This window comes from Fulvivirga sediminis, assembly GCF_016757215.1.
Classification (GTDB): Bacteria; Bacteroidota; Bacteroidia; order Cytophagales; family Cyclobacteriaceae; genus Fulvivirga; species Fulvivirga sediminis.
This window is the reverse complement of the sequence record NZ_JAESIY010000002.1, coordinates 570,573-584,614: the sequence shown is the minus strand read 5'-3', so window position 1 is coordinate 584,614 and position 14,042 is coordinate 570,573. Positions and strand designations below refer to the sequence as shown.

At 38.1% G+C, this 14,042-nt stretch carries 11 protein-coding genes; 7 read left to right on the top strand and 4 right to left on the bottom strand.

What is annotated here, in order from left to right:
- The first annotated feature begins 250 nt into the window (after positions 1-250).
- On the top strand, positions 251-2,656 hold the full coding sequence (locus tag JL102_RS05735) for an alpha-ketoacid dehydrogenase subunit alpha/beta (protein ID WP_202243282.1): 2,406 nt from the start codon (positions 251-253) through the stop codon (positions 2,654-2,656).
- 67 nt (positions 2,657-2,723) lie between these two features.
- On the opposite strand, the gene JL102_RS05730 is transcribed toward JL102_RS05735, so the two are convergent.
- Positions 2,724-3,464 (bottom strand): hypothetical protein, encoded by a 741-nt coding sequence (locus tag JL102_RS05730; protein WP_202243281.1) that lies wholly within the window; start codon positions 3,462-3,464, stop codon positions 2,724-2,726.
- Between the two features lie 42 nt (positions 3,465-3,506).
- Here JL102_RS05730 and JL102_RS05725 point away from each other — a divergent pair, with 42 nt between their 5' ends.
- The 3 genes from JL102_RS05725 (at position 3,507) to ade (ending at position 6,496) form a co-directional block, all read left to right on the top strand.
- The gene (locus JL102_RS05725; protein WP_202243280.1) at positions 3,507-4,493 is read left to right on the top strand and encodes an acyl transferase; all 987 of its coding nucleotides are present in this window, start codon (positions 3,507-3,509) and stop codon (positions 4,491-4,493) included.
- A 103-nt stretch (positions 4,494-4,596) separates the two neighbouring features.
- On the top strand, positions 4,597-4,731 hold the full coding sequence (locus tag JL102_RS23755) for a hypothetical protein (protein ID WP_262896843.1): 135 nt from the start codon (positions 4,597-4,599) through the stop codon (positions 4,729-4,731).
- Between the two features lie 145 nt (positions 4,732-4,876).
- Positions 4,877-6,496, top strand: coding sequence for an adenine deaminase (ade, locus tag JL102_RS05720; protein WP_202243279.1), 1,620 nt, complete (start codon positions 4,877-4,879; stop codon positions 6,494-6,496).
- Position 6,497: 1 nt separating this feature from the next.
- On the opposite strand, the gene JL102_RS05715 is transcribed toward ade, so the two are convergent.
- The 3 genes from JL102_RS05715 to epsC are packed head-to-tail and all read right to left on the bottom strand — an operon-like array spanning position 6,498 to position 9,436.
- A complete protein-coding gene (locus JL102_RS05715) occupies positions 6,498-7,721 on the bottom strand; it encodes a serine hydrolase domain-containing protein (protein ID WP_202243278.1) in 1,224 nt (407 codons plus the stop codon).
- Positions 7,722-7,733: 12 nt separating this feature from the next.
- A complete protein-coding gene (gene cysM, locus JL102_RS05710) occupies positions 7,734-8,612 on the bottom strand; it encodes a cysteine synthase CysM (RefSeq protein ID WP_202243277.1) in 879 nt (292 codons plus the stop codon).
- The gene (gene epsC / locus JL102_RS05705; protein ID WP_202243276.1) at positions 8,612-9,436 is read right to left on the bottom strand and encodes a serine O-acetyltransferase EpsC; all 825 of its coding nucleotides are present in this window, start codon (positions 9,434-9,436) and stop codon (positions 8,612-8,614) included. The genes cysM and epsC overlap by 1 nt, the downstream gene beginning before the upstream one ends.
- A gap of 229 nt (positions 9,437-9,665) precedes the next feature.
- Between epsC and JL102_RS05700 the strand changes: the two genes are divergently transcribed.
- The 3 genes from JL102_RS05700 to rpsA all read left to right on the top strand — a co-directional run bounded on the left by JL102_RS05700 (position 9,666) and on the right by rpsA (position 13,819).
- A complete protein-coding gene (locus JL102_RS05700; protein ID WP_202243275.1) occupies positions 9,666-10,352 on the top strand; it encodes an ABC transporter ATP-binding protein in 687 nt (228 codons plus the stop codon).
- A gap of 1 nt (position 10,353) precedes the next feature.
- The gene (locus tag JL102_RS05695) at positions 10,354-11,712 is read left to right on the top strand and encodes a TolC family protein (protein ID WP_202243274.1); all 1,359 of its coding nucleotides are present in this window, start codon (positions 10,354-10,356) and stop codon (positions 11,710-11,712) included.
- Between the two features lie 172 nt (positions 11,713-11,884).
- Positions 11,885-13,819, top strand: coding sequence for a 30S ribosomal protein S1 (gene rpsA / locus JL102_RS05690; protein ID WP_202243273.1), 1,935 nt, complete (start codon positions 11,885-11,887; stop codon positions 13,817-13,819).
- Positions 13,820-14,042 lie beyond the last annotated feature (223 nt).

Genomic DNA, 14,042 nt, shown 5'->3' with positions numbered 1-14,042 from the left:
AATTATTATTTATACTTCAAATATTTGATAAATTTCAAGAGTGAAATTTTATTTCAATTAAACAGATGAAATAGAAACATTATTTTGAATAATTAATCATTTCGTAACATATCACTGTTTTATTCGGGATAATTGACTGTTTAAGGAATTTTCTTTCAAAATTGCTAATTTGAAAGCTTCTGTTTTTTCATTATTTTTGTTATCCTCTCGAATAAATGTGTAGATACGCAAAACCTTAAAATTAAGTGATTTGAGCACAACTAATATCATAAAAGAAAGTACTAAAAAGAAAACTGAAATTCTTGCAGATTATCGTTTGGCCTGCGAAAGCAGAGAGGCCAGTCTGTTGGGAAGAAAAGAGGTTTTTATGGGGAAAGCTAAGTTTGGTATTTTTGGTGATGGGAAGGAAGTCGCTCAGATAGCCATGGCAAAGGCTTTTGAAAAAGGAGACTTTCGTTCCGGATATTACCGTGACCAGACTTTTATGTTGGCTATAGGAGAGCTTACTCTAGAGCAGTATTTTGCTCAACTATATGCACATACAGATGTGGAGGCTGATCCAGCCTCTGCTGGGAGACTTATGAACGGGCATTTTGCCACCCGTATGCTAGATGAAAATGGCGAACTTAAAGCACTGAGTAAGCATAAAAACAGTAGCGCAGACATTTCGCCTACGGCTGCCCAAATGCCTAGGCTTGTGGGGCTGGCCTTTGCTTCTAAGCTATTTAGAGAAAATGATCAGCTGCATCAGTTTGAAGATTTATCAGTAAAAGGTAACGAAGTGGCTTTCGGAACCATTGGAAATGCTTCTACTTCTGAAGGAATATTTTATGAGTCTATAAATGCCGCCGGTGTTTTACAGATACCAATGTTAGTGGCGGTTTGGGATGATGAATATGGTATTTCGGTGCCGCAAGAATATCATACTACAAAAGGTAGCATATCAGAGGCTCTCAAGGGCTTTCAAAGAGATGCCGAATCTAATGGGTATGAGATCTTTGTGACCAGAGGATGGGATTATGAAGATTTAATGGAGACCTTTAAAAAGGCCGCTGAAATATCCAGAGAAGATCATGTGCCTACTCTTGTGCACGTGAAAGAAGTGACACAGCCTCAGGGACATTCTACCTCAGGCTCTCATGAAAGGTACAAGTCGAAAGAGAGGTTGGAATGGGAGCGTGAGCATGACTGTTTAGTTAAAATGAGAGAGTGGGTCATAGCCACTGGCCTTGCTACAGCAGAGGAGTTAGATGAAATAGAGAAAGAAGCCAAGCAGTTTGCTAAAAATGCAAAAAATGCTGCGTGGAAAGCTTTTAATGCATCTATAAAGCAAGATGAAAAAGAAGCGCTTGAGCTACTTTCGCAAGCTGTACATGAAAGTGCTTACAAAGAAGGTTTGCAAAATATCAGGAATAACCTGAAGAATGCATTAAACCCTGTAAGATTAGATAGCGTAAAAGCGGTAAAAAAAGCCCTTCGGGTAATAAGAAAGGAAAATATTCCTGCCAGAAAGAACCTTCAGGAATGGGTTAAGCGAGTGACTAAACATAATTTTGATAATTATAGTTCTCATTTACATAGTCAATCAGCACAGGCAGCATTAAGGGTAAAGGAAATAAAACCTGAGTATACTGATGATAGTGCTTTGGTTGATGGTAGAGAAGTGTTGCAGTCATGTTTTGATCATGCGTTGGCTAGAGACCCTAAAGTACTTGCTTTTGGTGAGGACGTAGGAAAGATAGGAGACGTAAACCAGGCCTTTGCAGGTTTGCAAGAGAAATACGGTGAACTCAGAGTAGGAGATACAGGCATTAGAGAAACAACAATCATTGGCCAGGGAATAGGTGCGGCACTTCGCGGATTGAGGCCTATTGCTGAAATTCAGTACTTGGATTATCTTCTATATGCTATTCAGACACTGTCAGATGATTTGGCGACGTTGCAGTATAGAACTAGAGGAGGTCAGAAAGCGCCTTTAATTGTCCGTACCAGAGGGCATAGGTTAGAAGGTGTATGGCATGCCGGCTCACCCATGGGGATGATTCTTCATAGTTTAAGAGGTATGTACGTGCTTGTGCCTAGGAATATGACTCAGGCAGCAGGTTTTTACAATACTTTGCTGCAGTCAGATGATACGGCCATTATTATTGAATGTCTCAACGGATATAGACTAAAAGAACGAATTCCTGAAAATATAGGTGAATTTACAGTTCCTTTAGGCCAGCCGGAAGTCTTAAGAGAAGGAGAAGACATAACCATAGTTACTTATGGTTCTATGTGTAGAATAGTGATGGAGGCGGCAGAGCAATTGAAGGAGTATGATATATCTTGCGAGGTGGTTGATGTACAAACGCTTTTACCTTTTGATATTAATCACTCAATTGTAGAATCGTTAAAGAAAACAAATCGTGTGATTTTTGCAGATGAAGACGTGCCAGGCGGTGCCAGTGCATTTATGATGCAGAAAGTTCTTGAGGAGCAAAATGGATATGCATATCTGGATTCAAAACCAGTAACTATCACTTCCAAAGAACACAGACCTGCCTATGCTTCAGATGGCGATTATTTCTCTAAGCCTAATACAGAAGAAGTGTTCGATAGGGCTTATGAGATAATGGCTGAGGTAAACCCACAGAAATATCCAGATCTTTACTGACAGTGAGTTTGTGAAGTAATTAAATTATTCAAAAGGCTCTTCAGTTTCATCTGGAGAGCTTTTTTTGTTACTTGATAATAGATTCTAGTGTAAACTCAGGGGTTTCAATGGTGTTGCTTTGATTTCCTGCCCTATCTAAAATATATACTCTTAATTTGAGGGGCTTTTTCTCAAAGGTTTTTTCAAATCCTATTGAAGTCATGCTATATCTTATAGAGCCTTCCAGAGGGTTTTTTCTATTTACATCATCCGTGAGAACCGGGAATCTGCCATCAAATGTAGAGCTGCAATCAATTTCCTTTTGCCAGTCAAATACTTTAAACTCTCCATCTTCATTTACCAAAAACTCTATAAAAATATTATAATACCTTCGGTTGAACTGAAAATAAACGGTGTCTTCTAGTTGAGAGCCATCTTGGTAGTAGATATCTGGTGATATATCCCAATGGAAGCATATAGCATCACCAGAATAAGCAGGCAAACTGTCTATAGTAGCTCTGTCAGCATAAGTAAGTAAGTCTTCGGCATTTTCCAGACCAAAGTTGAAAAATTGTCCGGTCTTGTTGCTGAAATAGTTTTTGTTATTAAATGGAGCATTAGATTCAGAGCCGTCTAGTCCCAAGTCTCCATTTCCATCTTCAAAACGTAAACTAATAACTAAGGAATCTGGATCTGTAAATCCTCCAACTCTTTTAAATTCAACATCTTGAAATTCAATGCTTGGCGTATCCGGGAAATCAGGAGAATTAAAGCAACTTATGCTAATAGCGCCAATAAAAAGAAAAAGAAGTAAACTGTTTATCCTCATGTTGTAGCTTTGTAACACAATGGTACTAAAAATAACTAACGATTGAATCCATTTAAAAGTTTTTCAGAGGAAATATTTCAAGTAACGGAAGAAAATTTTGAATCAGTGGCACTCAAAATGTTTCGTTATCAGGCAGAATATAATGAAGTCTATAAAAATTATGTGCAAACATTAGGCGTAAAAGTTGGGAATGTGTCCTCCTTAAAAGAGGTGCCTTTTTTGCCAATATCTATGTTTAAAACGCAAAAGGTGGTAACGGGAGATTGGGATCAAGAAGTGGTTTTTCAAAGTAGTGGTACTACTGGGCAAGTCAATAGTAAGCATTATGTTTACGATGTTGATTTGTATCTAAAAAACACTGAGAAGATTTTCGAATATTTCTACGGTCCACTTTCTGATTTCCATTTTCTAGCCTTACTTCCCTCTTACTTGGAAAGGGAAGGGTCCTCACTAGTACTTATGGCTGAGTACTTTATAAAAAGGTCTGGATCTAAAAAAAGTGGTTTTTTTCTTAATGATTTTGAATCATTGCTCGCACAGTTAAAAAACATCAATGACGGCCGAAAAATAGTGTTATTAGGAGTTTCTTTTGCCTTGCTGGATCTTGCTGAGGAGCTAAGTCCTAACTTATCAGGGGTTACTGTTATGGAGACTGGTGGAATGAAAGGTAGAAAGAAAGAATTGGTGAGGGAGGAATTACATTCTATATATAAGGATAAGTTCAATATTAGAGAGGTACATTCAGAATATGGCATGACTGAACTAATGTCTCAGGCTTATTCTAAAGGAGAAGGAATGTTTAATACACCACCTTGGATGAAAGTTTTGCTAAGGGATTTTAATGATCCTTTTGATTATCATACTGTGAAAAATACGGGAGGTATCAATATTATAGACCTTGCTAATATTCATAGTTGTGCTTTTATAGAAACTCAGGATATAGGAAGGAGGATAGAAGGGAAGGGATTTGAAGTAATTGGCAGATTTGATAATTCTGATATTCGTGGCTGTAATCTTATGGTAATATGAATATTGTCTGATTTTTTCTAGGTTAATTCATCAATATTTTGAATATTACGTTTTAGTTTAATAGTTTTGACTCGCATACTCCGTTCATTAAAAGAAGTTTATTATGAAATTTAGATTGGTTTTATTCCTATTGGTAGTATTTGGATTGTCATCTTGTAGTCAATACACTTGCCCTACCTATTCGAAAAAGGATGTGGAAAAGAAAGAAGTTAATTCTGTTCAGAAAGAAAGAATTTAGTGCGGGCTGCCTTTTTTTAGGAGGTATATAGCTTGATTGAAGTTTAAATCCAAATCACACTACTACAGGTGTGATTTTTTATTTTGTTCCCTTAGTGACTTAGCTTTTAGGTCTATATTTTAGCAGAAATTAAAATATAGAAACCATGAGAAATATCGAGGGAAAGATAGTAGATGTAGTAAATAGAAGAATTTTTGATGGCGTCATCACAATAGAGAATGGAGTAATTACGGAGGTTAAAGAAACTAATGTATCTTCTTCTCAATATATCTTACCAGGCCTTGTAGATGCTCATATTCATATAGAGAGCTCTATGCTGGTTCCTTCCGAGTTTGCTAAACTAGCCACTGTACATGGTACCATTGCTACGGTATCAGATCCTCATGAGATAGCCAATGTTTTAGGTATTGATGGGGTAGAATTTATGATTGATAATAGCCGAAAAGTGCCTTTGAAATTTAATTTCGGAGCTCCTTCTTGTGTGCCTGCCACACCATTTGAAACGGCGGGGGCGGAAATAGATGCTGCTGGTATTGAGTATCTTTTGAAGAAGAATGAAGTTAAATATTTGGCCGAAATGATGAATTGGCCAGGTGTGTTAAATCATGATCCGCTGGTGATGGATAAAATAGCCATTGCTAAAAAGTTGGGTAAACCTGTAGATGGCCATGCACCCGGGCTTAAAGGGGAACTAGCAGAGAAATATATTAGCGCAGGCATATATACTGATCATGAGTGCTTTACCATGGAAGAAGCCTTGGATAAGTTAAAGCATGGAATGAAGATACTCATTAGAGAAGGTAGTGCTGCCAAGAACTTTGAAGCTCTTATTCCTTTGATGAAGGATTATTATAAGGAATTAATGTTCTGTTCGGATGATAAGCATCCTGATAATTTAATTCAGGGACATATCAATCAGCTGGTTAATCGTGCTTTGGCCTATGGGTACGAATTCCTCGATGTACTGACCGTGGCATCTGTTAACCCAGTAAAACACTACGGCTTGGATATGGGGCTACTGCAAGTAGGAGATAAGGCTGATTTTTTAATTGCAGATAGTGTGGAGCCATTAGTGATTAAAGAAACCTGGATCGATGGAGAAAAAGTGGCTGAGGCAGGAAAAGCTCTCTTCGATGCGGAAAAGGCGGATACCCCTAACCTTTTTAACCTGAAGGAAAAAGATGCGAGAGACTTTCATTTAGATATTCAAGGATCTGAAATAAGAGTGATTGAGGCTTTGGATGGTCAGTTGGTTACTACAGAGAAGTGGGTGAGTAGTGATGTTCTGGATGAAAATCAGACCAGTGTGGAGCAAGATGTACTAAAGTTTGCGGTAGTGAACAGGTATGCGGATTCTACTCCAGCAGTGGCTTATATAACTAATTTTGGCTTGAAAGAGGGGGCTATTGCCTCTTCCGTAGGACATGACAGTCATAATGTGTTGGCGGTAGGTGTTGATGATGAAAGTATAGCCGAAGCTGTAAATTTATTAGTAAAAAATAAAGGAGGAGTGGCTGCCGTAGGTAAAGGTGAAAAGAAAGTGTTACCTCTTCCTGTAGCTGGCCTCATGTCTGTAGAGGATGGATATACAGTAGGTAAGAGGTACGAAGAAATTGATGTCTTTGCTAAAGTGCTGGGCTCGCCCCTGAGATCTCCATTTATGACTTTGTCTTTTATGGCTTTATTAGTAATTCCTGCTTTAAAACTTAGCGATAAGGGATTGTTTGATGGAGAAGGTTTTCAGTTTGTTCCTTTATGTAGATAACCTATATGTTGGGAACTTCACTGTGATTGAACTGTTCATAATATCTGCTGAAAAATTCGCTTAAAACCAGGTTGGAGAATTTGGTGGGAGCATTGGTTAAAACACAAACACCGATGTTTTTGTCTCTGTCAAAGGCAATTCCACTTTTAAAGCCATTAGCATAGCCGTTATGGTATATGAGGGTGTCTTTAGGGTATTCCATGATTCTCCAGCCCATTCCATAATACCCCTCCCTGGGGGTGTATAGATGGCTGAAATAAGGATTTTTTACTCTTATTTGAATTACTGGCTCAAATACTGCATTTAATACTTCTGTAGGAATAACGTCTTCTCTATTACCTGTGACTGCCGCAAGCCACTGCGTCATATCATTAATACTCGCATTGATGCCTCCAGCGGCAGCCGTGTTGTAGTAACTTTTGTGTAACGAAGTGGGGACATAATTTTTGTTTCTATATCCATGAGGTTCAGCTTTGTCGGGGTGATTGAGCATGGAGTCATAACTGATGCTTGCCGTGTTCATGTGCAGCGGCAAGAATATTCTTTTATAAACAAGATCTTCAAATGAATTTCCTGTTACTTTTTCTAAAATAGGCTCAATAATTGAGTAAGCGATATTTTGATAGCTATGTATGGCTCCTGGCTTTCTACTTAGCTTTAGAGTAAGTAGCTTTTTTATTAAGATATCTCTTGGTAGCTCTTCTTCAATCAGAGTGGAAAAGGCTTGATATTGAAATCCTGAGGTGTGAGATAAGAGGTTCTTAATGGTGATACTATCACAATAAGAAGGTAAATGTCCTGATAAATATTTTGAGATATGATCATCCCAGTGTATTAGGCTATCCTTAACTTCAAGGCCTGCCAGTATAGAGCTAAAACCTTTAGAAACAGAAGCCAATCTGAAAAGGGTATTGTTCCCAATGGAATCAGTGCTATTCGTTGATTTGACTCCGAATGCAGATTTGTATACCGGAAAGCCATCTTTAACAATAACTACGGCAGCGCCAGGGGTGTTGGTGCTGACGAATTTCTCTTCAATATATTTGGCGAAATCTTTATAGAAATTTTGTTCTTTAGTTGATAGTTCAGGAGGAGATTCTTTCACCTTTTTTGGTGCGCCCATTGGCTTAGGCGAAAGATCTCTTCGATTCATGCCTAGAAAGGTTAATGATAAAGCAATGATGGTGATCACTACTAAGAGGTATACGGGTTTACGTTTTTTCAAGTTGATGCTTTTTTAGTCAAATAGATCAGAACTCAGGTACCTATCCCCTCTATCACAAATGATAAAAACAATTACTCCTTCTTTTATTTCTTCAGCGATTTGTATTGCAGCAGATAAGGCCCCTCCAGAACTCATTCCTGACAATACGCCTTCTTCTTTTGCTAGCCTTTTTGCCATATCACGGGCATTGGCTTCACTTACATCTATAGTTCTATCCACGCGTGAAGAATCAAAGATTTTCGGTAAAAACTCAGGAGACCATCTTCTTATCCCCGGTATGCTCGACCCTTCAGTGGGCTGAGTGCCTACTATTTGAATTTCATTATTTTGTTCCTTTAAATACTTGGAAACCCCCATAATAGTTCCGGTGGTCCCCATAGCAGAAACGAAGTGAGTGACCTTTTTATTGGTTGCGTTCCAAATTTCTGGTCCCGTAGTTTTATAATGCATGCCATAGTTGTCAGGATTGGCAAACTGATTAAGCATGTAATAACCCTCTTCATTGGCCATTTTTTCCGCTAGCTCTCGAGAGTATTCAATCGTTTTATCCGCAGGGGTAAGTATTACTTCTGCTCCATATGCTTTCATGGCTAGTACTCTTTCTCTGGTAGAGTTTTCGGGCATTATCAAAGTCATCTGCAGACCAAAAGTTTGTGCTATCATGGCTAGGGCTATCCCTGTGTTTCCGCTGGTAGCTTCTACTAATTTGTCTCCTTTTTTAATGTCTCCTCTATCTAGTGCGCCTTTTATCATACCATAGGCAGCTCTATCCTTTACACTTCCTCCAGGGTTATTTCCTTCTAACTTGCCTAGTATGGTTACGCCTTCTTTTTTGTATATATTTTGAATTTCTATAAGCGGTGTATTACCGATAAGATCGAATAAATTCATTATGGTTTATATATTATCGTATCTGTTGTTTTGTCTAATTCATTATGCATGTGCGCCTTGTAATATATTTTACTATTAGGTGCTACGCTACTGGTAAGCCATACATTACCACCAATTACAGAATGATGTCCTACCACCGTATTCCCGCCCAGAATGGTAGCTCCGGCATATACTATGACATGATCTTCAATGGTGGGGTGCCTTTGTATTAATGCATCTGCTTTTCTTACGCTTAATGCTCCCAGCGTTACTCCTTGATAAAGTTTTACATTTTCACCTATTACGGCCGTTTCTCCTATCACTATACCAGTACCATGGTCTATACAGAAATGTTTTCCGATTTTGGCACCTGGGTGAATGTCTATTCCCGTTTTGCTGTGTGCGTATTCAGTAATTAGTCTGGGGATATTTTCAATGTTTTGTTTATAAAGTTGGTGAGCAATGCGGTAAGCGGCTATAGCATAGAAGCCAGGGTAAGCTCGTACAATTTCTTCTCTACTTTTTGCGGCGGGATCACCCAAATAGGTGGCTTCAATATCGGTTTGAAGCTCATTGAAAATGCTTTCTACAGAATTGAAAAAAGAGGATACTATCTCTTCGTTTTTTTGACCGTTCTGATTTTTTACTAAAATCCTGTGGAGCAGAGCGGTAACCTGTTCTATTTTCTTGTTTAACTCATCCTCTGAGCGAACGGGTTCATTGGCAAAGTTTGGAAATAAAACTCCTAATAATTGTTCGAAAAATGAATGTATTAAAGAACCAGGAGGGCATTCTTTGCAATGCGTATGGTTTTTATATAATTGATTGATGAAATTTTGATCCATGAGTTAATGCAAGATTAACGCTTTAATTACAATATGAACGGTGTATGAAGTTGAATGTTTCACTTTGTAAGTCAGATGTTCGATATCAGACACTTTGTTTCATTAGCGGACGAGGGTGAGTGCGGTAAATAGTGTGTAAAGTGTCTTTTTTTGCTCTTTAAGGTCATTATGACTATTGGCATATTTATTGGCAAAAGGAAATTGAATTATTTAATCAGACTAAACTGGCATGATAAAACTGAAAGATATTGATAAGTATGTAGACTCCCGGTTTCAACGCACCTTTATATTGAAAGGTATAGATCTGGAAGTTGAACAAGGTGAATTTCTAACCATTATGGGGCCCAGCGGTGCCGGTAAATCCAGCCTGATGAATATTATAGGTATGCTGGATGAGCCCTCTCAGGGAGAGTATTACTTCTTTGATGAACCTGTGCATAAAATGAAGGAGAGAAAGAAGTCTGAAATGCACAAGCACTACATTGGCTTTATCTTTCAGGCCTATCATTTAATAGACGAGCTTACAGTTTATGAAAACATAGAGACACCTCTATTATATAAAGGTGTTAAAAGTGCTCAGAGAAAGAGTATGGTAGCCGAAATGCTAGACAGGTTTCAAATGGTAGCAAAGAAAGACCTTTTTCCAGAGCAGCTGTCAGGTGGGCAGCAGCAACTGGTGGGGGTGGCAAGAGCTATCATTGGTCAGCCCAAGCTTTTATTGGCTGATGAGCCTACAGGGAACCTACACAGTGAGCAGGGAGATGAAATCATGAGTATTTTTCAAAAGCTTAATGAAGAGGGGATGACCATTATTCAGGTAACTCACTCTGAAAGGGCAGCTTCTTACGGTAAAAGAGTGATAAAGTTAGTAGATGGTGCGGTGGAGTCGGATACTAAAGAAAAAATAAATTCCTGATATGAAAAGATTTTTAATAATATTGCTATCTGCCATTGGTGGTATTCCCGCATTTTGCCAACAGGCTGATACTACTGTGCTTTCTTTCAAAGAAGCCGTAAATGTAGCTCTTAAGAATAATAACAATCTGGCTAAGGAGAATAATGAGATGATTTATAATCAGGTGCAAAAGGCATCCAGAATAGCCTCTTTAGCCCCTACAGTAGAAGGAAATGCTTCAGTAAGAAGAACTGATGGTAATTCTTTTAACCAACAGGAGGGTAGAGTAATAAATGGTAAAGTTGACTATGTGTATGGCTCTATTGATGCTGAAGTTGTCATTTTCAATGGTTTTAATAGAATCAATGCTATGCGTCAGGCCAATGAGTTGGTAGATTATCAGGCGCAGAGAGTGAAAAGAAGTCGTGAAGATGTAATACAGCAAGTGGCTTCTCAGTATCTTCAATGTTTATTAGATAGAGAGCTAAGAGATATTGATAAAGCAAATTTAAAAACCCAACAAGAAAAATTACATCAGATAGAAGAGCAGGTAAAAGCAGGTAGTGTAGCCGAGGTCGATCAATACAATCAGGCCTATCAGGTGAAGAGTGCTGAACTGGCCGTGCTAAGGTCTAACAATAAGCTTAATAACGATAAGGTTCAGTTAGCATTGCTTTTGCAAAGAGAACCAGAGTTACCTTTTGTTTTACAGGAGCCAGATTGGAAACTTGATCAGGCTAATAGTCTTAAAGTTGAAGAATTGTATCAGGTGGCTTTAGATAATAGGGCAGATTTAAGAAGTGCAGAGTCTATGGAAAAGGCTTCTTTCTTAGGATATAAAGCAAGGCAAGGAAATTATTATCCGTCTATTGCTGCTTTTTATTCTTATGGGTCTGCCTATAACTATGTTTATCCTTCTGAAGGTATACCGGATCCTTCAAACAGAACTTTTGAGCAGCAATTTACCAAAGATAATACCCAGTCAGTTTACGGCCTGAGTATGAATATACCTATTTTTAGAGGGCTTCAGACTAGAAGCAACGTTGTGAGAGCGAGAATAGACTATGAAAATGCTGAATTAGATGCTAAAAACACTAAATTGCAAGTGAAGTCGGATGTGCTTCTTGCTTACCAAAATTTGAATGATGCCTTAAATACCTACTTAGTATCACAATCGCAGCTAGAGGCTGCAGAGATGTCTTTTGAGCTGGAAAGTGAACGAAACAGGCTTGGAATTTCTGATTTAGTTCAATATACGCAGGCTAATCAAGATTATACCAGGGCTCAGAACGATGCGGCCCAATCCAGGTATACATTAATGTTTCAAAATTTATTGCTAGATTATGCTTTGGGCACCCTTACTTTTGAAAGCATTCCTTAAAATGGCATCTTTAAATATTCGTATGCTATCATAATTAAAAATAATTATTTAACTTTGCGCTCCGTTCGTGTGAACACCCTCTTTTGATTGAAAATTGAAAGAGAAAATGTACCATTAAATTTGCTGCCTGATTGCTCTGGGGTAGCATGTAACGTAGAGCAACTTATTTAATATGGCAAACGAAGAAAAAAACACTGCAGCTGAAGAAAACGCTCAAGCAGCTAACACTGAAGCTAAAGCAGAACAGCCCAAAAAATCAGCTCCAAAACAAGAACAAACTTCTCCTGAAGATTTTGATTGGGAAGCTTTCGAAACCAAAGGATTTGGTGAAGGTTACTCTAAGAAGAAAAAAGAGGAGATGGCAGCAATGTACGAAGATACATTGACTACTATCGAGGAGAAAGAACTTGTAGAAGGAACTGTAGTAGGAGTGAATGACCGTGATGTTATCCTTAACATCGGATTTAAATCAGACGGTTTAGTATCTGCTGCTGAATTTAGAGATATTCCTGATCTTAAAGTAGGTGACAAAGTAGAAGTGTTCATCGAAGAGCAGGAAAATGCTAACGGTCAGTTAGTTCTTTCAAGAAGAAAAGCTAAGATCGTTCAAGCATGGGATCATATTACAAAAGCATATGAAAATGATCTGGTTATCGAAGGTTTTGTGAAACGCAGAACTAAAGGTGGTTTGATCGTTGATATATATGGAGTAGAAGCTTTCTTGCCAGGTTCTCAAATTGATGTGAAGCCTATCAGAGATTTCGATGTATTTGTAGATAAAGCTATGGAAGTGAAAGTTGTAAAAATCAACTACACTAACGATAACGTAGTAGTATCACACAAAGTACTTATCGAGAAAGATCTTGAAGAGCAAAAAGCTGAAATTCTAAACAACCTTGAGAAAGGACAAGTACTTGAAGGTACTATTAAGAACATGACTAACTTCGGTGTATTCATCGATCTTGGTGGTGTTGATGGTCTTCTTCATATTACTGATATCTCTTGGGGTAGAATTAATCACCCTGAAGAAGTACTTAACCTTGATGAAACAGTTAAGGTAGTAGTTCTTGACTTTGACGAAGATAAGAAGAGAATTTCTCTTGGTATGAAGCAACTTACTGCTCATCCTTGGGATTCACTTCCTGAAACGCTTGATGTAGGTTCTAAAGTAACTGGTAAGATTGTAAACGTGGCTGATTATGGTGCATTCCTAGAAATCCAGCCTGGTGTTGAAGGTCTTATCCACGTATCTGAGATGTCTTGGTCTCAGCACTTAAGAAATCCTCAAGACTTCATTAACATTGGAGATGAACTAGAAGCTGTAGTTCTTACGCTAGACAGAGAAGACAGAAAAATGTCTCTTGGTATCAAGCAATTAACTGAAGATCCTTGGACTAAGCAAGATGTATTGACTAAATACGCTGTAGGTACTAAGCACAAAGGTGTGGTTAGAAACCTTACAAACTTTGGTCTATTCATTGAGCTTGAAGAAGGTATCGACGGCCTTGTTCACGTATCTGACTTATCATGGACTAAGAAAATCAAGCACCCTTCTGAATTCGTAAAAGTAGGAGAAGAGCTTGAAGTAATGGTTCTTGAATTAGATGTTGATAACAGAAGATTAGCACTTAGCCACAAACACCTTGAAGAAAATCCTTGGGATACTTTTGAAACAGTATTTACTCCAGGATCTGTTCACAAGTGTACTGTACTTGGACAGAATGAAAAAGGTGCTACTTTAGAGCTTCCTTACGGTATTGAAGGATTCTGCGCTAGCAAAAACCTTCAAAAAGAAGATGGTTCTAAAGCTGAAAACGGCGAAACTTTAGACTTTAAAGTATTAGAATTCTCTAAAGATGATAAGAGAATTGTATTATCTCACAGAGCTGTTTATTCTCAAACAGAAGAGAAGCCTAAAGCAACTACAACTGCTGCTCCTAAGAAGAAAGCTAAACCTAGCGGAGTATCTAAAGTAAATAGCGATACTGAAAAGTCTACTTTAGGTGACTTAGAAGCGCTTAGTGCTTTGAAAGATAAAATGGAAGGAAAAACAACTGACGAAGAAGCTTCATCTGATGATGCCGAAGGCACTGAAGAGAAGAACTAATTCTTAAGTAGTTTATCTTTTAAAATAAAAAAGCCCCTGAGGAATTTTCCTCAGGGGCTTTTTTTATGCCTGATAGTTTTAAATGAATTTATTATACGTAAAGCGTTGACATGAATTATGGGTGGTTCATAAGGTCTTGATTGTTATATAGTGATGAGAATAAACCCATCGGAGGTACGAATAAAAGCTTACTTAATCTAAACTTCTTAATGAGTCTGATGAA